Source organism: Arthrobacter sp. FW306-05-C, assembly GCF_021801725.1.
GTDB lineage: Bacteria > Actinomycetota > Actinomycetes > Actinomycetales > Micrococcaceae > Arthrobacter.
On sequence record NZ_CP084556.1, the window covers coordinates 4,117,768 to 4,138,333 of the forward strand.

The following is a 20,566-nucleotide window of genomic DNA, read 5'->3' on the forward strand; positions in this document are numbered from 1 at the left end:
GGATCGGAACGCCATCGCCCCGTCCAAGGGACTTGTTCGGTCCTTGGATACTCGGAGGGGATCGGCGGATACCTCGCTTCATCACGCCCAGCCTCCAACGCTCATAGGATGAGCCTCATGACATCTGATGACGAGAAGGATCCGCCTGTACCCGCCGATCTAGTCGATGCTGCGAAGCGCATTCACTACAAGCAAGCCCCAGAAAACAACGACGCTTTCGACGACGAGGCCGCGGGGGACGAGTAGAACGCCTACGATTAGAAGCCCACAACCTGCGATTAACTTGATGCGTAAACCATTGTCGGCGGTCAGGTAACGGGAGCAAGAGTAGCTGTGCGAAGACCCAACCCCCGGGGGTATTTGACGCGGCTAGCTGCCTTACTGGTTGCCGCAACGTTGCACGGGGACAACACACCTGCCCTCTTCCGTTCGACGCCAACCATCATGTCGGTCATCCGGGTCAGGTCGCCACCTGTCCGGACAAGTCCTCCCGGCGTACGTATGCGGCTCCGCCCAATGCGGCGCCGATGAGGCACCAACAACATAAAGGCCTTTCACCTCAGGGCCGAACGGGGGCAAGAAGAGGGCCCGATGGTGGCACCCGGCTCTTATGGAGAGGACCCGCCCGCAGCCACTGCCCAGGGGAGCGTCGAGTTACTGGTCCGATCGATGCGGACAAAGTTGCTAGAGTCAACCGGCGCGGGTCCAGTGCTGGCCCGTCATCCCTTTTGGTCGGGTCATGTTGCATCCTTTGAGTCAGCGGCCCGCCCCTGAGCCGACCGTCATCGCGAGATTACTCCTGCCAGCTTACGCACACCGCGGACCCACTCCCGGTAATTGCCGGAATCTCCATTATTGGCGTTTAGTCAGTGCTGTCATTAGACGAGGGAAACCTGCATCTGATTGCAGATCGAGCGCACCGCGAGCTGGTCCACATTCAACAGAGTGGCTTCGCTTGCTGAATGGCTGCCGGATTCAGAGCGGCGAAGCGCACGTGATCTGTAGAGGGACGAATAGTCCAGGAGCGAGGCAGCGTGTTGGCGCACAGCATGGCCCGGCTTGCCACTACTTTGATGACTTTCACGTTAGTCTTTCCCTATTCGTAACGGCGCTACAGCTGGTGGCCCCGAAAGCTAGGGTGTTCTGTCGCTGTGAGCGGCACGATTCCTGCCCAGCGCTTTGGCCTTGTACATGGCCTCATCGGCGGCGATGACAAGCCCGCCCACGTCGGTGCCGTTTTCATACGGCGTGATCCCGTAGCTCACCGTGGGCATTCCCATCCCACCTTTAACGGGGGAGGCAGCCAGGCGACGGCTGATCTCCTCAACCAATCTTTGCGCCCGTTCCACACTGGATCCCGGGAGGAGGAGAACGAACTCCTCGCCGCCGTAGCGTCCGACAAGGTCCGTGGGGCGGACCGTGGCCGTGCAGGCCTCCGCGAATCGCCGCAGCGCGTGATCGCCAGCGGCGTGACCGTAGGTGTCGTTAACAGCCTTGAAATGGTCCAGGTCGGCCAGAATCACGACCCCGGTGTCTGGGGTGATGCTGTGGTCGGCCAACCGTTCGGCGGCAAGATCCATGAAAGCCTTGCGGTTGAACAGGCCAGTGAGGTCATCGCGGGAGGCCGCGACGCGTAGGGTCCGGGTCTGCTGCTCGCTGCTGAGAGCGGCCATGCTAAACGAGACGACCACCAACAGAACCATCGTGACCAAGGTGGTCACGGCGGAACCGAAGACGGCCACAAAAATTGGCCCGTCCCGGCCCTCAATGATGAATGCCAGGAAACGGAAGAAGTAAAAGACGGCCACGCCGCCGGCGGCCGTGGCCATCTGAATCCGCATGCACGAATATCCTGGTTCCAGGCGCCAGAGCTCGAGTGATGCCAACCCAATGCAGATGCTCATGGTCGCTAGGAAGACCGGACCGCCGGCCCAAGTGTTGGTGGCAGGGTTGTCCGGGACTGCGGCGATCAGCGTGACAGCGGGAAAACCCACGGAGGGCCACTTCAGAGGCGGCCGCGCTCTCAGGGAGCGTGCACCGGCCCATACCGCCACCGCTCCCCGCACGAGCAGAACGTTACCCAGCGGGTTTGCCCAAACTTGATGCCCGGTCCCGTTCAGCAGGAAACACGCCGACCCGGTGAGGAAGAACAGCAGCCCAATGCACCACCAGCCGCTATACGGGGATCGAGTAACCCGGTAGCTGGAGAAATAGAACAACACCACCAGCACCAGCGCCATCAGGCCAAAGGCAACCCGAAGGGTCGTAGTATTCAAGACCATATTCCGGTGAAGTCCCCTCCAAAACCCGAAGTGCTTCTGGCCCAACTATCGCTTGTGACCCCCCTGCCGGGCCTCAAGCAACAGCCATGCCCGGGAGAACACCATCACCTCACCTGCCCCACTGTGCCAGCTCCTCGTCTGGCTCGTCCTCGTTCAGTTCGGACTCACGAATCGGCAAGCTCCCGTACGGGGTGCCCAAGATATGGATGCACCCCGCACAAAATCCGCAAACAGGCGGGCAACGCGGCAGTGAAGGCAACCGCTTACGAGGGCATTCGTCTTTGCTCAATCCATTGGTTGGCGGGACGTACCGGTTAGCCCACGCTGGGGTCGGCGATGCCGATGTACTGGGTGTAGAGGTATTCCTCGATGCCTTCGAGGCCGCCTTCGCGTCCCAGCCCGGACTGCTTGACGCCGCCGAAGGGAGCTGCGGCGTTGGAAATGACGCCGGCGTTCAGACCGAGCATGCCGGTTTCGAGGCGTTCGCCCATTCGGATGCCGCGGTTGATGTCCTTGGTGAAGACGTAGGCCACCAGCCCGTACTCGGTTTTGTTGGCCAGCCGCACGGCCTCGTCTTCTGTGGAGAAGGTGATGATGGGGGCGACGGGACCGAAAATCTCCTCCGAGAGGATACGGGTGCCTTCGGTGACGCCGGACAGGATGGTGGGCTGGTAGAAGTAGCCGGGCCCCTCCACCGGGCCGCCGCCCAGGACTGCCTTGGCGCCGGATGCTACGGCGTCGGACACCAGCTCGTGGACCTTGTCCCGGCTCTTGGCATCGATCAGCGGGCCTACCTTGGACTCGGGCTCGGTACCGCGGGCGGTGGTCATGTCCTTCATCTTCGCAGCGAACTTCTCTGCGAACTCGCCGGCCACCGATTCGTGGACGATGAAGCGGTTGGCAGCGGTGCAGGCCTCGCCCATGTTCCGCAGCTTCGCGAGCATGGCGCCGGTGACGGCGGCGTCCAGGTCGGCGTCCTCGAACACCAGGAACGGGGCGTTGCCGCCCAGCTCCATGGAGGTGCGCAGGACGTTTTCGGAGGCATCCGAGAGCAGTCTGCGGCCCACCTCGGTGGAACCGGTGAAGGAAAGCTTGCGCAGGCGGGAATCCCTAATCAGCGGCCCCGTGGTAGCTCCGGCAGTCGAGGATGGGATGACGTTCAGGACACCGGCGGGCAGGCCGGCCTCCATCATCACGGCCGCCAACAACTGGGACGAGAGCGGCGTAAGCTTGGCTGGTTTGAGCACCATGGTGCAGCCAGCAGCTATGGCCGGGGCGATCTTCCGGGTGGCCATGGCCAGCGGAAAATTCCACGGGGTGATCAGCAAGCACGGGCCCACCGGCTTCTTAGCGACCAGCAGCCGGGACTTGCCATCCGGGGAGACCGAATAGCGGCCGAACGCGCGGACGGCTTCCTCGGAAAACCAGCGCAGGAACTCCGCACCATAAGTCACCTCACCCCGGGCTTCTGCCAATGGCTTGCCCATTTCCATGGTCATCAGCAGCGCAAAATCGTCGGCACGTTCCGTGACCAGCTCAAATGCGCGGCGCAGGATCTCGCCGCGCTCACGCGGCGGGACCCTTGCCCAGGACTCCTGCGCAGCCGCAGCCGCGTCAAGCGCCGCCATGCCGTCCTCCACTCCGGCATCTGCGATGTTCAGGAGGATCTTGCCACTGGCGGGGTCCTCAACCTCAAAGGTCTCACCCAGGGCCGCCGGACGCCATTCGCCATTGATCAGCAGGCCAGTGGGGACAGCCGACAATACCTCGTTCTCACGTTCTAAAGCTTTAGACATATTTCTCCTTAATGGATCCTTAGTGGCGCCGCTGGGCACAGTGTTTCGGTAATAAGACCCGACGCCGAGATGAGGGCAGGCTGTATTTGCGGGTTCCTGCTGGACCCGGTGGCGATCCTGCCCGGCCGAAGGACCATTTCGCTGGGGCCTTCAGCAGAACCAAACGTCAGCTTTTTGCCGGCACTCCGTAAGTGCGAGCCCTATCCCGAGCCTGGTCCACCGCGGCACGCGCCCGCCAGCGGTGACGGAAAGATCCCGTCTCGGCGAGAACCACCGCAACCCGCAGCAGTCCCACATGTCAGGCACAAAGTTTGGTGGGGGGAACGGGAAACTCGCGACAATCTAGTGCCGGTGGGCAGCCTGTGTTGCCGAGATCCAGAGCCAGCGTGCCGGCACCGACCCCGGGTTCCGGTAGGAATGTGGCGTTCCGGGGTCGATCAGGACGGATTCGCCTGCCTGCAGGTTGTAGACCGTTTCCCCCGATTGGAGCTCGAGTTGCCCGTCGAGCATGACGAGGCATTCTTCTTCATCCGGGTGCGCGTATGGCGCCACACGTGAGCCCTCGCCAGGCTCCAGCACCGCTTCGATGACCTGGATCGTTTTCGCGTTCGCAGGAGTGACGAGCCGGTCCCGGTAAACGCCGGACGGGTGCTTCACGAGCTCCCGGGGAGCGGCGTTGGCCGCCAAATTCGTTTCGTCAGATTCGGCGAGCAACAGCGACATGGGAACATTCAGCGCCCCCGCTATCCGCAACAGGGACGAGAATGAAGGATTGGCCTTTTGCCGTTCGATCTGGGAGATAAACCCTTCGGATAGCCCAGTCTGATTCGCCAGCTCGAGAAGGGTCACGTCCTTGGACCGGCGGATTCTGCGGATACTGGGACCAGGGGACGTGGCGGCGGGAGTGCCTCCGGGGTCGACCGTAGGCTCCGCGTCTTCCATGACGATTACTCCTTCGCCGATTTATGCCTGCCCGATAATGGCTGGTACACGACCATATCAGTGGGGATGGTTGTGGAACGGAGAGCGGCTTCAGGCCGCTCCTTTAAGCCTTTCGGCGGCTACCGCGGCGATCAGGACCATGCCAATGACAAGTTCCTGGATGTAGCTGGAGACGTGGAGCAAATTCATGCCGTTACTCAACACGCCAAGGAAGAGAACACCGAGTACGACACGCCACAGGACCCCTTCACCGCCGAAAAGCGAAGTCCCGCCGAGCACGGCAGCGGCTATCGACAGCATCACGAAGCTTGCCCCCAGCGATGCTTCTCCCGAGCCCACGCGTGCAGTGAGGAGGATGCCAGCCAGTGAAGCGAGGCCGGAACACAGTACGAAGGCGAGTATGATCGTTTTCTTCACGTTGACTCCCGCCACCAGCGCCGCAGCCCGGTTGCCTCCAACGGCGTACATGTTGCGTCCCGGCACGGTGCGGGACATAAAGACGCCCATTCCGATGGCGACAACGACGCCGATCAGAACCGGAACCGGAATCCCCAGAACGGAGGAGGTGGCCAGCACGTCGGAAAAGATCATCGGAAGCCCGATGATGGGAGCTCCCTTGGAAATAATCAGGGCCAGGCCGGTCAGCACAGAGGTGGAACCCAGCGTGGCCATGAAGGACGGAACCTTCCAGAAAGCCACGATGCAACCGTTCACCAATCCAATCATGACGCCGAGAAGGAGCCCGGCTCCCAGTCCCAGCAGGACACTTTCCGGTCCGCCGGAGCTTGCCGCAGTCACGGAGGCAACCACGACACTCGTCAGTGCGACAGTTGCACCGACGGACAAATCGAGCTGGGCGTTGATCAGGACGATCATTTGCCCCATGGCGATGAGGAGCAGGAAAACGGACTGGCGGGCAACGTTGAGCAGGTTCGATCCGTCCACAAAGCGCGGTTCTACGATGGCAAAACCAACGCACATCAGGATCAACAAGGCGGGCAGCAGGCCGGTGGTCAACATGAACTGCAGGCTGCGCCGGGTGCTGGCCGGAGCTGCTGCGCGTTCTGGACTAAGTGTTGTCGTCAAAGGTTTGTCTCCTAAAGAGATGGGAAGGGATGTCACGCCGAGACTGCGGCAAAGAATGACCTGGCGATGTTTTCTTCGGTGATGTCGGAGCCAGTCAGATGGGCGGCGATGCGGCCTTCGCGCATGACGTAAACCCTGTCGCTGATGCCGATGATCTCGGTCAGGTCGGAGGAGACCACCACCACGCCATGGCCGGCATCGGCATAGCTGTCGATCAGCCGGTAAACATCTGCTTTGGCTCCAACGTCGATCCCCACCGTCGGTTCATCGAACAGGTGAATTTTGGCCGGGCGCAGCCGCCCCCTGGCCAGAACGGCTTTTTGTTGGTTGCCACCCGAGAACTTCGCGGACGTCCGGTCAAGCTCCATGGGCCGCAGATCCAGCTCCTGGGCGATGCCGTGCGCCAGTTCCAGTTCCTTCTGACCCCTCAGGAAACCTTTCCGTGTGATCCGCGCGGACCGGTGCGAACCCATGGTCATCGATTCGAAGAGCGGGCGCCCCAAAATGAGGCCTTCGTTCCGCCGGTCTGAAGGATAGTAGACAAGGCCACGCTCCAGCATTCCTGCCGGCGTCGGTTTGGGAACCTGATCACCCTCAAGCTGAATGACGCCGTCCTGGAACGGATGCAATCCGAAGCAGGCGCGGGCCAGGTCAGACTTTCCGCACCCGAGTAAGCCGGCTATTCCGACGACTTCACCGGCGCGCACATTCATGGAAACATCGCGCAAGGTTGCGCTGCCAAGCCCGGAAACCACAAGGAGCTCACGGCCGGGTTCCCGTTTGGAGTGCTGGTAGAGCGAGCTCGCAGGGCGGCCGATCATCTTTTCAACGATGATGGCTTCGTCCATCGGGGCATTGAGAGTCTCGATGAACTTTCCGTCTCTGAGAACCGAGACGCGGTCTGCAATTGCTTCCACTTCGTGCATGCGGTGCGTGACATAGAGAATAGCGACACCTCGCCGTGCGAGGCCGCTCACAATGTCCAAGAGCTGCCGGCTCTCGTTCTCGCCAAGCGAAGCTGTGGGTTCATCCAGAATCAGGAGTCGTGCCTCACCCATCAAGGCCCGGGCGATCTCGATCAGCTGCTGCGAGGAACGAGGCAGATCACCTGCACGTGCTTCCAGCGGCAAGTCTGCCCCCAACCCTGCGAGGGCGCTGGCGGCGCGCTCGAGCATTGTCCTTCGGTCAACCAGGCCTGATTTGAGGGGCAGCGAGCCCAGGGAGATGTTCTCGGCTACCGAAAGCTGCGGAACGATGTTCAGTTCCTGGAACACCGTCCGGATGCCGCCCTCCTCTGCGTCCTGGGGGGCGTCGAATACTGTCTCGCTGCCGTCAAGCGCTATTGATCCAGTCGTAGCCTTGTGCACTCCGCAGAGAATCTTGATCAGGGTCGATTTGCCTGCGCCGTTCTCGCCCATGAGGGCATGGATTTCGCCGCGCTTAATCTCGAAGGAGACGTCGCTGAGCGCCGTCACACCGGCAAACTTTTTGCTCACATTACGGATAGCAACTAATGCGTTGGCGGTCATGCTTCGTCACCGCCGGAATACGCCAAAACTCCATTGACATAGGTGCGTTCCACACGGATGTCCCTCAACTCTGCTTCCGAAACGGTGTGGGGGTCCCTGTCCAGAACCACGATGTCCGCGGCCTTTCCAGGCTCCAGCGAACCGGCGACCTGGTCGAGCCCGATGGCTTTCGCCGCCTCGATGGTATGCAGCCTGAGAGCTTGCGCTACCGAGATCGATTCTTCCGGTTCGACGTGGTTCCCCCAGTAGCTTCTCCGGGACACAGCCGACCAAATGGTGTGCAGTGGGTTCGTCGCTCCCGACTCTCCGCCAAGGGTGATATCCGAGCTGATGACAGGTGAAATTCCCTCGTGCAGAACAGTCCGCAGCGGGAGCCTTCCGGTGCTGCCCGTCGCTGGGAAAAGCATGGGCACATAGTCACCAATAAAGTTATGCAGGAAACCCGGCTGCATCACGGGAATCACGTTGGCCGCCCGCCAAGATGCAATCTCGTCCACCGAGTCCAGCACGTTGCCCAGATGCTCGATACGCACTGAAGGGTAGCCGTGGGCGTCGCCGACGGCCAAAATAGCCTCGATCGCTTCACGCTGTGCCCTGGTGCCGTTTGCGTGGATCGCGATCTGCGCGTCCTTCTGACGCGCAATCCGGATGGTTTCCATCAGAGCCCCGCGCGAGAGATTAAGTTTTCCCCTGTAACCGGTCCGGGGACTGTGGTCCCTGGAGTAGTCGTCCAAGCTGGCGGCATTCCGTGCGGAATATCCACCGTCCGCGAACACCTTGATTCCCCGGGCCCAGATACGCTCTGGCCCGCTGCGCGACGAAAATCCGGCGACCCAGTCGCATGCCGCCGCAACCGGGAGCAGCGACGGTGCCATTGCGTAGAGCGCAATCCGCCCGTTTAGGCCGCCGTCAGAGACCGCGGCGTCCAACGCCTCCACGTTGCGTGCTGATTCAACCATTTCTCCGATCGAGGTAACGCCATACGCGAGGAAGTCGCTGTGGAACGTAGCCGAATAAAAGCGTGTCAGCTCCTCAATGCTGCTTTCCGGAATGGGCAGAAGACCGTCAATCTCGGCGACGACCCCGGTGGGCTCGCCGGCGTCATCAAGGTGGACAACGGGGCTGCCCCACAGGCCCTCCCCACCGGTGATGAAGCGTTCGACCCCGGCCAGGGCCAGGGCAGGGGTGTTAAGTACAGACACGTGGCCGCCGCAGTGCAGGACAATGGGAGTCGTCCTGCTCACAGAGTCCAATTCCATGCGGGTGGGCAGCCTGCGTTCGGCGATTTTTTGATCGAAGAACAAGTTGCCGTAACCGATGAGCCAGTCACCTACCGTGCGGCCTGCGTTCAGCCCCGTCCGCAGGGCATCGAGGACGTCCGAGATGGTTTTGCACGCGGGCACGCGGCAATCTATCCCCCTGTGAGTTCCGGCCGCGTACTGGGCGAAATGAACGTGAGGATCAATGAAGCCCGGAAGAATCGTCCGCCCACTCAGGTCGTGGACAGGGATCCCGTCCCGCTTTAGCCTGTCGGCATATGCGTCGTCACCCACTCCGGCAATTTTGCCGTTTTCCACATAGACGGCGCGTGCGTTGGGCGCCGCGGTCATGGTGACGACGTTGCCGGTCAGCGCAAAGGTAGGTTCACCCATTACTTGCCCGCTTCAACATTGAAGGCAGGTGACCATCCCTGAGGTGCGAAGCTGCCGGTCGGATCGAACTTCGCGGTGTTGTCGTAACCGTCTTCCTTGGGCCCGCAGATCAGGAGGGGCTCCGGGGCGTAGCGCTGAATTTCTTTGTCCAATGGTTTCTGCTCCAATGTCCGCACGGCGAGGTCCACGGAGATTTTGCCGATCTGGCTGGATTGTTCCGATGGGGCGCATTTCGCCTGCCCGCGCTTGATGAGTTCAACTGCCTGCGGGGTGACATATGTGCCGTACAAGCCGATGTTGTCCGCTTTGCCCTGCTCGGCCAGCAGGTTCGCGGCGACTTCCATGGTGATGGCCGTGCCGACGATTGCATTGATGTCGGGATTGGCGGACAGTGTGTCCTCCACGAGCTTCAGCTGGACCTCTTTGCCGGTGTCTCCGTACTTGACATCCACGATCTTGACGGCGGATCCTGCGATGGCTGCCTCGAAGCCCTTCCGGGACCGCTCGGTCCAGCCGGCGCCGGCGGGTCCCGGCAGGAGCGCCACTTTCATCGGTTTCTTTAGTGATGCCAGGTGAGTGCCGATCATCTTGCCCATGTCGACGTAATCCTGCAGGACGCGGGCATCTACCTCGGCGGAGGAGACCCCGTTGCCGACGTCGACCACCGCGACACCTTTGGCTTTGGCCTTGGTGATGGCAGGGTTGAGCGACTCGTTGCTCACGGCGCTCAACAGCACGGCATTCGCGCCGGAGCTGACACAGTCTTCCACCTGCGTCACCTGTTGGGCGACGTTTTCATAACCCCCTGCATCCCTGGTGGTCAGGGAGACGCCCAGCTGGCGGGCTTGGGAGGCCTGGCCATAGTTCATGCCCACCCAGGTAGGGTCCTTCAGGTGGGGCAGCACCGAGCAGATACGCCAGGGTTTGGTGGTCTCACCCCGGCTCAGGGATGTGTATGACCCGGGTGTGTTCGGTCCTGTACAGCCACGGGGGTCGACTTGTGGAGAGTTGCAGTTCGTCAGCAGCGCCGGAACTGACCAGGACTCGCCGGTGACCGACCCGGCCTCGGCACCTGCCGAAGCGCATCCGGAGAGCAAAAGGAGACCGGCGGAGGCCAGGGCAACAATCTTCAATTTCTGGGTCTTTTTCATGCGAGCACGTCCGTCCGGAGGACGGCGGACCCGGTATCAATGCGCTTGATCTGCCCAACGGGAAAACGTTCGGCCGCGAAGTTGATGGATCCCTGCACCTTCCTGGAGGCTGTGAGCTTCCTGACCAGGGCGGACCGTGCGTTCAAGAAACCCTTGGGCCACATGGTGCCGACCTTGCCATAGACGCGGGAGTAGCGCTGGACTCCTTCACTCATTTCGCGCTGGCCTTCCTGCCACGACTTAAGGGCGAAATCGATGCTGCTGCTGTTTGTGACCGAAATCGCCAGGGCAACGGCATTGGTCATCGCAACACAGGCGGCCTGGCCCAGGTTCGGGGACATGGCATGGGCGGCGTCCCCCACCAGTGCCGTCCGGCCGCTGTACCACTGAGTGACGTGTACGTCGTGGAAGGGCGCCCAGCGACCTTCGGTATCGAAAGGGATCCGCTCCAACTGGGAGCGGAACTCCGGGAAGGTTTCGATCCACGTGGCAGCGTTGAAGGGATTCTGTTCTCGGCCCTCTACATCATTTGCGGGGCAGCAGAGAAAAACGTACGTTTCGTCCGGTGAGCAGGGGATGATGCCGATGCGGCGTCCGCCGTTCCACTGCTCGATGGTCTGATGCACCGGATCGTCGCCCGTTCGCGGGATGAGATGCCGTCCACCGCCGTCACGCAGATCCACAAGTTTCTGGCGAAGACCGAGCGAATCCCGGACCTTGGAGAACACACCGTCGGCACCGATGGCAAGGTCAGCCGGGCACTCCTGGCCGGCGGCCGTTATCAGCGTCCCGTTCGGCGTGGCACCGATGACCGGTGAGTCGGTAACGATCTCCACGCCCTGTCGACGTGCCGCGTTCAGAAGACTCTGGTAAAGGTGCCGCCGGCCGACAGTGTAGAGCCGGTGGTTCCGCAGCCACTCGTCCTGGAGGGTACTGCCATCATGGTCTCGCAGGAACGGAACCTCAACCTTTTCGGCTCGGGAAACGACTTCCTCGTAAGCCCCAATGGCTTCCAGTGCCCTGAGCCCGTTCTCCCACAGGTAGATCCCAGCCCCGATCTCCCGGAGGATGGACCCCTTTTCGTGAACCCGGACCGAACACCCGGCTTGGCCGAATGCTGCCGCTGCGGTCAGCCCAGCCAGACCCGCACCCGCGATTTCGATATGCATCTAAGTGGCTCCTTTGCCATCCCACGTCTGGATCTGCAATTCAGATCCCTTGGAGATGCTAATCACAAAAACTGTGACACTCAATACTTTTCTTAGATCAGATCAAAGTTTTTTAACTTACGTGCTGGTTTCTGCATGCAAGTGGCCTATGGCGCACAGCAGAACCGGCTCGGCCGGAGCTTCCGGAGGAAAACCTTGGGTGCCGATTAGAGCTGGATGACCACTCGGGGCATTGCTGGACAGAGGCGCCCGACACCGATGGCTGCAAGATGCCTGCGTCGGCATGGGGGCAGGTTTTCGTGGATCACCTCGCTGGGCCGCGGCTATCCAACTCATGTAATCCACGGCGGCCCCTTCCAGGCATCTCGGCCGTGGCCACGCGTGTGAGCCTCAACGTGCTGGGATCGTATTGGATGATGGGGATTCCATCTTGATCGGAAACCAACGATTGGACTGCTGCTGCGACGCGTGGGAATTCGAAACATCCACTACTAACTGCCAACACGCAGATCTGGCTGATATTGACTTTCTTATTTCCGACACCGGGATCCACCCTCAGATGCTGACGTCGTTTCGTTCAACAGACCTGCAGGTAGAAGCGGTCAGACCCCTCATCGACGACCACACTGCCCTCGGACACAACTACATCGCAGCCGGTCGTTGCCCCGTTATGGATGGCGGATGCAGAGAAGACCCCATCGGGCGTCCAATCCTGGAAAGACCAGGAGGGAAACCGTTCCCCGACGAGATTTGCCCTCGCCGTGAGGCCTGCCGCCTCATGATTGACTTGCCAATGCCCACGGAAATCGTAGGTCAAGATTCCCGTTGGCTTAACGTCCCTGAACTCAATGCAGCAGTGGCGCGCTTGCCCGCTGTCCCGGGCAACCATCTCCACCCCCATGATGAAAGTTCCGGTGCATGGAAGCTCTCCGCTCCACTGAAACTCAAGGAAGCAGTCAAGACCACGCCGTAAGAGAGGTGCTCTGGCTTGGCGGGGTGACTGAAGGAAAACCCAGTTACCGTAGAATGAGCACACACTGTGACTCCTCACGTACCGGACCCGGCCCGCCATGCTCCGGGTTCTAAATCGTCCGGACCGTCTTCCTCGCGTTTAGCCCCGCCGTCGTCGGGCAGAGATGGACCGGAGCCTATTGTGGCTTCAGATGCCTGAGAAGGCCCGATCGTTTCGCCGGTCGGGATCGGGTAGCTGGCCGTCATGCGGCAGCTAGCGTGTAGAGGTCGGTAGTCAGTTGCCGCAAAATTTCGGGAATGGGCTCGACGCCGAGTCCCGGACCGGTAGGGACGTTGATGTAGCCGTTGTCGAGGACAAACGGTTCTGTCAGATCAGTCTCGTAGTACCGGCTGGAAGCGGAGATGTCCCCGGGCAATGTGAATCCCGGCAGAGCGGACAGCGCTGCGTTCGCCGCTCTTCCCAACCCGGTTTCGAGCATTCCTCCGCACCAAACGGCTACGCCGCTGGCCCGGGCTATGTCGTGGATTCGACGCGCTTCCAGGTACCCGCCCACGCGGCCGGGTTTGATGTTGATCACCGCGGCCGACTTTATGGCGATGGCATCCATCGCTGTTTCGGCGGAAGAAATGGATTCGTCCAAGCACATCGGCGTGGACATCAGGGCAGCTAATTCGGCGTGCTGGCGCAGATCAGCCTCGCCGAGTGGTTGCTCGATAAGCAGCAGGTCGAAGGCGTCCAGTTTTCGCAGGAGCACCGCGTCCGCCAAGGTGAACGCGGCATTGGCGTCCACCTGAAGCAGCAGGTTCGGACCGAAATGCTCACGCACTGCAGCGACGGGTTCGATGTCCCAGCCGGGCTGGATCTTAAGCTTGATGCGCTGGTATCCGTCCTCGACGTACTCGGCGACGGTGTCGAGGAGTTCCGGGATGGAGTTCTGAATTCCTACCGACACTCCTGACGGGACCCGGTCGACGGTAGCGCCGAGGTATTGGCCGAACGATTCACCGCGGGCGCGGAGCTGGGCATCGAGCACGGCCATTTCCAGAGCAGATTTTGCCATTTGGTGTCCTACGATCGCCCGCAGGGAATGGCCGACCGTTTCGGCTGTCACGACGCCGTGCCGAGCCTGGTAGTTGAACAGCGCGGGCAGCAGGTAACGGATCATCATCTGTCGCGCGCCTTCAGTGTACTCGGGCGAGTAGAGCGGATCGGCGAGGGCCACGCATTCACCCCATCCGATGACTTCCGTAGGGCTGCCGGTCGAGTTAGCGGCCTCCGCGCGTACCTCGACGATAATGGCCGACCGCACAGTCTGCGTTCCGAATGAAGTGGTGAATGGCCGGACGATGGGAAGCCGGACATTGTGTAGTTTGACCTCGATGATGCGCATCAGGTTCCTTTCAAAAAGGTAATGGCCTCACATCGATGGTGTGAGGGAGGCCCTCTGGCCTTGGGCTCCTAAATCCTCCTTGCAGCAGGCTGCATTACTTTCAGGCCTGCGCTGATGGAGGGCACGCCACTGCTGCTACAGGGCCCGGTGGTACTGGCGGGGCCAGTGGTCCTTCGCCTGCGCGGTCGTCAGCCGGAGGGCGAAGTAGGGATCGCGAAGGAGAGCGCGGCCGACTATCACCGCGTCTACCGTGGAAAATCCCGAGATATTCGCCAGAAGCTCAGGGTCGGAAAGTTGACCCACCGGTGCGACGGCAATTCCGGTGGCTTCCTTCAGCACTTCGGCGAATTTTAGGTTAAGGCACGGTTTGTTTGGGGGCGGAGCATCCGGGGCCAAGGCGCCGGAGGTGACGTCGAGCAGGTCGATTCCCAGTCCAGCCAGCCGCTGTGCGAACACCGTGGCTTCGTCCAGCGTGATGCCGCCTTCAATCCAGTCGGTCGCCGTCAGCCGGACGAAGACGGGCTTGTTCTGCGGGAAGGCATTGCGGACAGCCTGGCATACCCGGAGCGGAAACCTCATCCGGTTCTCCAGCGAGCCGCCATGTTCGTCATCGCGGCCGTTTGAAACCGGGGAGAGAAACTGGTGCAGAAGGTACCCGTGTGCAGCGTGCACCTCCACGAGATCGTAACCTGCGTCGTGGGCATTCCGGGCAGCTGCCGAAAATGCATCGACAGTGTCGTCAAGGTCCGCGGCGGTCATTTCGGTGGGTACCGTCAGGTTCCCGAACGGCCTGGCCGAGGGCGCCAGCGGCACCCATCCCCCGTCCTCGACGGAAACGGCGCTGTTCTGCCCGCCCTGGACCCCGGGCACCATATGGGAGCTCTTGCGGCCGGCGCTGTTGAGCTGCACTCCGGCGAGGGAGCCTAAGGACTTGATCTGGGTTGCGAGGACCTTGTGGGCATCGACCTGCGCAGCATCCCAGAGGCCGAGGTCCCGGGCCGTTGTCCTGTGCCTTGGCCCGACGGCCGTGGACTCGACCATGATCAACCCGGCGCCGCCCACGGCCCGGGAGCCACAGTGAACCATATGCCAGTTCGTGGGAACGCCGACTGCGCCCGCCGAGTACTGGCACATCGGCGACATCCAAAGCCGGTTGGAGATTTCAAGTCCGCGCAACGTCAACGGTTCCGCAAGTCTTCCGCGATCCATTCGATCCATTCATTCAATGGTGTCTTCGCCAACGCTTGCGTTGGCACTTGTACTGGTGCGTGAGGCTGCCGCCAGTTCCGCGGAACCGGCGGCAGCCGTGGGGCTACCTGGAGACGGTCGCTGCGTTGAGGCGGCTGCCCTGCGAAGACTGCGCCAAGGAAGCGAGCAGGCCGGCGGCAAGGCAGGTGCGCTCAAGCATTCCCGCGATACTTATCCATTCGTTCCGGGCATGGGCACCGTCACCGACCGCGCCGAGCCCGTCCAGGACCGGCAGGCCGAGCGCGGCTGCGAAGTTGCCGTCACTGGCCCCTCCCACGGAGGTCTCCGCCAGGGCAAAACCGAGCCGCTCGGCAACCTGTTCTGCTTCGGCGAAAAGCCGTGCCGTCTGCTCGGATCGGGTCATGACCGGTCGGTTCCATTCCCCGCTGACCCTGAGCGAGGCGTTGGTGTTCTGCACGTTGAGACCGTCGAGGGCCTCGTCGATGCGTCGTGCCTCGGTTTCCGAGGAAACCCTGACGTCGACTTCAGCACTAGCGGACCCGGCCTTGACATTGGTCCGGGTCCCTCCGCGCACTAGCCCAACGTTGACCGTGGTGCCCTTGGCCACGTCGGTCTTACCGTGCAGTTCAATGATCACGCGGGCTATTTCGTCGATGGCGCTGGCCCCCACCTCGGGGTCCAGTCCGGCGTGGGCTTCCTGCCCGGTGACATGGACCTGGAAGATACCGACACCCTTTCGGGCGGTCTTCAATGCTCCTCCAGCGCTGGCCTCGAACACCAGCACGGCATCGCCCCGAATCGTTTCCGCCTCGATGACCGGCCGCGAGGCCGGACTGCCAACTTCCTCATCCCCGTTGAGTACCAGGCGCAGGTGCGGTCGGGGCAGCCCCAGTTCCTGTGCGGCCTTGACCGCCCAGACCAGCTGCACCAAGCCGGCCTTCATATCGAAGGCGCCGGGCCCGGTAAAGCGGTCCCCGTCAACCGTGGGCTGCCAGTTCTGGAGCGTGCCGGCCGACCACACGGTGTCGTAGTGGCACAAGGCCGTGATCCAGCCCCCTGCCCCGGTTTCCGAGGGATAGTCCAGCACGAGGGTGTCACCCCATTCGCCGCCGTCAACCCTCCGACGGGATGCCGGGGCACCGATGCGGCTCTGCACCCAGCTTTCCACCCACCCCAGTCCTGACTGCAGGAGCGCCTTATCGTCCGACGGCGTTTCTTGCGAAACGTAGGCCGTCAGGTCTCCGACCATGTCTGACCGTTTCTGGCCGACCCAGGTCTGCAGGTCCTCAAGGGTGCTCATCGGTCTATGGCCTTTCTATCGAGGGCGTCGAGATGTTCCTCGCCCATCGCAATTGACTGTGATTCGAGTTGCTTGATCAGGGCGACAAGCTCCTCCACAAGGGGCAGCTTCAGTCCATGCTTGGCCGCGATTTCGATCACCGGCTCATACTGGCTCGGTACCTCTGTCGGCCGCTTCCGGACGGCGATGTCGCGCCAGATCCCGGAGCGCGTCTTGGTCTGGGTGGAAAGCCACTTGACGAGATCATCCGTGGCGGAGGCGTTGCGCTCCGGGGCGGCACCGCGCACGTAGCTGGCGGGGTCGAAGGCGTCGAAGCCCTCGAGCCGGATGCCTTCGGCCGCTGCAACGTCGAAGACTTCGGCGGCCAGGCCATTCATCGCCGGCCGGTGCCGGTCAATCAGGACGCTCATATCGGCGTCGGCCAGGGCAGTTGCGGTCAGCATGGCGCCGAAGCCAAGCTTGGACCAGAGGAACCCGGCCACGTTGTCGGTGACGGTCGGGTTTCCCCAGTGGCTGAGGTCTTGGGCCAACTGCCGGACCCTGTCGCTGGTACCACCGGCGTATTCACCGAGTGCCATCGCGCCGCTGCCGCCGTCCTTGATGACGCCGGGCTCCAGCACGTCAGCGAACAAGTCCACGAAAGCAATTACAGTCCGGTCGGCCCCGACGTGCTCGGCAATCGTTGCCTCGTTGAGCCCGTTCTGCATGGACGCGATATAGCCGTCCGGGGCCAGCCGCGGAGCGATCCAGGCAGCGGCGGCGGCTGTCGCCTGAGCCTTGACCGCCAGCAGGACACGCCCCAGTTCCGCCGGAGCGTCGTCGAGGCCATATACCGGCAGTTCGGAAACCGTAGCTCCCGCGGGCGTCTGCAGTTGCAGGCCCTTGCGTCGTATCGCAGCCACGTGGGCAGCGTCGGCGTCGATCAGTTGGACCGGGACGCCCCGCGCATGAAGGTGGGCGGCCAGTGTGCCACCGATAGCACCGGCGCCTACTACTGTGTATGGACTATCTTGCATTGCTTCCTTTCAATTCGCCGCTGGCGGCGCCGCTGACCGGCCAGTGCAGCGGGAGGTTTGTGGCTCCGGTGGAAGCGCCACCGTCCACGCGGAGGGTCTCTCCGGTGATCCACGCCGCTTCATCTCCCGACAGCCAAACGACGGCACGGGCGATGTCATCGGGTTCGCCCCGGCGCCCCAAAGGGTTGCCGGACACGGCGGCGGCGTACTCCTCGGTTACCGGATTGACGCTGCTGTTCACCGTGACAAATCCCGGCGCCACCGCGTTTACCCGGATGCCGTACTGGCCCAGCTCCAGAGCCGAAGCGCGGGTCGTCATTTCCAAGGCGGCCTTGGAAGTGGAGTACGGTGCTGCGCCCGGGCGGGCCCGCAGGGCCGCGCCGGAGGAAATGTTTACCACGCTGGCTGACCGGCCGGCCGCAACGGCCCGCTTGGCCAAGGCAACGGTGGTGAGCAGCGGTGCCCTTGTGTTGAGGTTCAGCACCGAATCCCAGGTTCCTGCGTCGAGCTCAAGGAACGGCGTGGCCGGGTAAATTCCGGCCGAGTTGACCAGGACATCTACCGGAGCGAGGGCCCACGCGCCGGCGATTAGTGCCTCCGGGCCGCGGTCGGAAGCCAGGTCCACAGCAAGCTCGGCCACCTCCTCAGCACCGGCTGCCCGACAGCTATCCGCGGCCTCAGCCAGCGGCGCCGGGTTGATGTCCGCGAGGCTCAGCCGGAAGCCGAGCCCCGCCATCCGCTTGGCCACCTGCAGCCCGATGCCGCTGCCGGCACCTGTAATAACTGCGTGGCGGCTCAATCCAGCGCCTTACCCTTCGTTTCGGGCATAGTTGCGTAAACGGCAACTCCGATAGCTGCAGCAACGGCGCAGTACAGCCAGACCAGCTGGCCGAGTCCACTGGCATTCATCCACGTGGTCAGGTACGGGGCGGTGCCACCGAAGATCGCCACTGCCAGGGCGTAGGGCAGTCCGATGCCGGTCGCGCGGACTTCCGCCGGGAACTGTTCGGCCATGATCACGGCACAGTTAGCGGAGTACCCCAGCAGCAGGATGATGCCGACGACCTCGATGAGCAGAAGCATCCAGAAATTGCCGTTCAGGAGGGCGAAGGCGGGCCAGGAGAAGAGCAGGAAGCCGGCGGCGAACGCCGTCATCGTGGGCTTACGGCCGATGCGATCCGAGAGGATCCCGGCGAAGGGCAGCAGGACCAGGAACAGGCCCACGGCAATGAAGTTGGCCAACAGGGCCTGGCTGAGCGGAATGCCCGTGGCCACGGCGGCGTAGGTGGGCATGTATGACACCCACATGTAGTAGAGCAGAGTTCCGGCGATGGTGATGCCGAAGACGCGAAGCGTGGACCCCGGGTGCTTCACGAACATCGTGAACACAGAGTTGCGGCGCTTCTCCCCGGAAGCCTCAGTGCGTTCCTTGGCGTTGACAAACGAGTCGGTTTCCTCCACCGAGGAGCGCAGCCAGAGTCCTACAAGGCCTAGAAGTGCGGCGACGATGAAGGCCAGACGCCAGCCCCAGCCGTCCAGGGCTTCCTTGGACAGGGTTGAGGTGATGATGGCACCCATGCCGGAGGCCAGGAGGACACCGGCGCCGACTGACACCTGCTGCCAGGAGCCAGCGAAGGCCCGGCGGCGTGGTGCCGCCGATTCAACCAGGAACGCAGAAGAGGAACCGAACTCGCCGCCAGCTGAAAAGCCCTGGACCATCCGGGCGACCACCAGGATGATGGGCGACAGGATCCCGACAGTTTCGTAGGTCGGGGCGAGGCCGATGACGGCCGTGGACCCTGCCATCAGACCGATGGTGAGGACCAGACCCTTCTTACGTCCGTGCCGGTCAGCGTAGGCGCCCATGACCGCGGCGCCGACGGGCCGCATGACGAAGCCGACGGCGAAGATAGCCAGTGTCGCCAACAGAGCCGCGATGGGGTCACTCTTAGGGAAGAAGTGGTGGGCGAAGACCGAGGAGAAGGTAGTGTAGACAGCCCAGTCCACCCATTCGACGGCGTTGCCGATGCCGCCGGCAATGATGGCCTTGCGCCCCCGCGGCGAGAGCTTGGTTTCGTGGACTGGTTCTAAGGTCGTTTGTTCGCTCATGAGACGGTGGTCCTCGTGGTGAGTTGGGATGCTACGTGCGTTGCCAGGTCTGCGTGGGTGGTGATCCAGATGTCGTCGTGGGATCGGATGTGTTCCATCAGCTCCGCGAGGATGAGCATCCGGGAGCGGTGCCCGATGATGTGCGGGTGCATGGTGAGTTGGAAGACCCCGCCCTCTGTGTAGGCCACATCGAATTCGTCTTTCCAAATCTGGAGAAGTTGCCGGGGCGGCATGTGGGGGCGGAGCCCGGAAAAGCGGTCCATCATCAAGTAAGGGGCATCGTCGCGAATCCATTCCACGGGGATCTCAACGATGCCGGTCGGTTCGCCGTCGGCAAGCAGTTCGTACGGTTCGTCGTCCGCCATGAGCGAGGAGTCATAAAGGAACCCGAGCTCCCGGATAACGTCGAGAGTGGAGTCGGAGAAGTCCCAGGAGGGAGTCCGGATCCCGACCGGGCGGGTACCTGATTGACGGTGCAGCACGTCCGCGGCCCGGCCGAGCAGGTCCAATTCCTGTTCATACGTCAGCAGGGTGTTGCGCTCATGGATCCATCCGTGGACCGCCACTTCATGACCCTGGTCCACGTAATTGGGAACCTCGTCGGGGCGAAGCAGGGCGCAGACCGCCGGAATGTAAAAAGAGGCTGGAGCTTCGTAGCGGCGGAGCAGCTCGAGGATCCGGGGAACGCCGGCCCGGGCGCCGTACTCGCCCTGCGCCATCCTTCCAGGGGAGGTTTCGCCGTCGCGCAGGGACGGGGTTTCATGATCCGAGTCGAAGGACAGCAGAACCGCGGCCTTCGCACCGCCTTTCCACCGCAGAGCGGATTCGGGGTGTGTCAGGGGCTGTCCAGCGCGAACCTTGTTCACGTGGCCGCGCCATTGGGATTCTGTCCATTGCCAGGACTGGGCGTCGTTCATTTGCGCTCCTTTTCAGATACGAGGTGCAGGTGGTGCAGCAGGCAT

The 20,566-nt window shown here is 62.4% G+C and carries 16 protein-coding genes; 1 reads left to right on the forward strand and 15 read right to left on the reverse strand.

Features of this window, described 5'->3' with window-relative positions:
- Window positions 1–117: 117 nt before the first annotated feature.
- The gene (locus LFT44_RS22025; RefSeq protein ID WP_272910874.1) at window positions 118–246 is read left to right on the forward strand and encodes a hypothetical protein; all 129 of its coding nucleotides are present in this window, start codon (window positions 118–120) and stop codon (window positions 244–246) included.
- Window positions 247–1,133: 887 nt separating this feature from the next.
- Here LFT44_RS22025 and LFT44_RS19155 read toward each other — a convergent pair.
- The 15 genes from LFT44_RS19155 to LFT44_RS19225 all read right to left on the reverse strand — a co-directional run bounded on the left by LFT44_RS19155 (window position 1,134) and on the right by LFT44_RS19225 (window position 20,521).
- Window positions 1,134–2,282, reverse strand: coding sequence for a GGDEF domain-containing protein (locus tag LFT44_RS19155; RefSeq protein ID WP_236800089.1), 1,149 nt, complete (start codon window positions 2,280–2,282; stop codon window positions 1,134–1,136).
- A gap of 314 nt (window positions 2,283–2,596) precedes the next feature.
- Window positions 2,597–4,078, reverse strand: a complete 1,482-nt coding sequence (locus tag LFT44_RS19160) for an NAD-dependent succinate-semialdehyde dehydrogenase (RefSeq protein ID WP_236800091.1) — start codon at window positions 4,076–4,078, stop codon at window positions 2,597–2,599.
- 342 nt (window positions 4,079–4,420) lie between these two features.
- Complete coding sequence (locus LFT44_RS19165) at window positions 4,421–5,020, reverse strand: helix-turn-helix domain-containing protein (protein ID WP_236800094.1); 600 nt, start codon at window positions 5,018–5,020, stop codon at window positions 4,421–4,423.
- Window positions 5,021–5,110: 90 nt separating this feature from the next.
- Window positions 5,111–6,106 carry an ABC transporter permease gene (locus tag LFT44_RS19170; RefSeq protein ID WP_236800096.1) on the reverse strand — a complete coding sequence of 332 codons (996 nt, stop codon included), beginning with the start codon at window positions 6,104–6,106 and terminating at the stop codon, window positions 5,111–5,113.
- Window positions 6,107–6,138: 32 nt separating this feature from the next.
- The gene (locus LFT44_RS19175; RefSeq protein WP_236800097.1) at window positions 6,139–7,635 is read right to left on the reverse strand and encodes a sugar ABC transporter ATP-binding protein; all 1,497 of its coding nucleotides are present in this window, start codon (window positions 7,633–7,635) and stop codon (window positions 6,139–6,141) included.
- Window positions 7,632–9,245, reverse strand: a complete 1,614-nt coding sequence (locus LFT44_RS19180) for an amidohydrolase (protein WP_236800098.1) — start codon at window positions 9,243–9,245, stop codon at window positions 7,632–7,634. Before LFT44_RS19180 ends, LFT44_RS19175 begins: the two co-directional genes overlap by 4 nt.
- Window positions 9,246–9,286: 41 nt before the next feature.
- A complete protein-coding gene (gene torT, locus LFT44_RS19185) occupies window positions 9,287–10,438 on the reverse strand; it encodes a TMAO reductase system periplasmic protein TorT (protein WP_236800100.1) in 1,152 nt (383 codons plus the stop codon).
- A complete protein-coding gene (locus LFT44_RS19190) occupies window positions 10,435–11,607 on the reverse strand; it encodes an FAD-dependent oxidoreductase (protein WP_236800101.1) in 1,173 nt (390 codons plus the stop codon). Before LFT44_RS19190 ends, torT begins: the two co-directional genes overlap by 4 nt.
- A 1,214-nt stretch (window positions 11,608–12,821) precedes the next feature.
- Window positions 12,822–13,970 (reverse strand): o-succinylbenzoate synthase, encoded by a 1,149-nt coding sequence (gene menC / locus LFT44_RS19195; protein ID WP_236800103.1) that lies wholly within the window; start codon window positions 13,968–13,970, stop codon window positions 12,822–12,824.
- Window positions 13,971–14,105: 135 nt separating this feature from the next.
- Window positions 14,106–15,188, reverse strand: a complete 1,083-nt coding sequence (locus LFT44_RS19200; protein WP_336885631.1) for an NADH:flavin oxidoreductase/NADH oxidase — start codon at window positions 15,186–15,188, stop codon at window positions 14,106–14,108.
- A 94-nt stretch (window positions 15,189–15,282) separates the two neighbouring features.
- Entirely contained in the window at window positions 15,283–16,479 is a 1,197-nt protein-coding gene (locus LFT44_RS19205) for a M20 family metallopeptidase (RefSeq protein WP_236800107.1), read from the reverse strand.
- Window positions 16,476–17,495, reverse strand: coding sequence for a ketopantoate reductase family protein (locus tag LFT44_RS19210; RefSeq protein ID WP_236800110.1), 1,020 nt, complete (start codon window positions 17,493–17,495; stop codon window positions 16,476–16,478). The genes LFT44_RS19205 and LFT44_RS19210 overlap by 4 nt, the downstream gene beginning before the upstream one ends.
- Window positions 17,485–18,294 (reverse strand): SDR family NAD(P)-dependent oxidoreductase, encoded by an 810-nt coding sequence (locus LFT44_RS19215; RefSeq protein WP_236800112.1) that lies wholly within the window; start codon window positions 18,292–18,294, stop codon window positions 17,485–17,487. The genes LFT44_RS19210 and LFT44_RS19215 overlap by 11 nt, the downstream gene beginning before the upstream one ends.
- On the reverse strand, window positions 18,291–19,604 hold the full coding sequence (locus tag LFT44_RS19220) for an MFS transporter (protein WP_236800113.1): 1,314 nt from the start codon (window positions 19,602–19,604) through the stop codon (window positions 18,291–18,293). Before LFT44_RS19220 ends, LFT44_RS19215 begins: the two co-directional genes overlap by 4 nt.
- Complete coding sequence (locus tag LFT44_RS19225) at window positions 19,601–20,521, reverse strand: polysaccharide deacetylase family protein (RefSeq protein WP_236800114.1); 921 nt, start codon at window positions 20,519–20,521, stop codon at window positions 19,601–19,603. The genes LFT44_RS19220 and LFT44_RS19225 overlap by 4 nt, the downstream gene beginning before the upstream one ends.
- Window positions 20,522–20,566 lie beyond the last annotated feature (45 nt).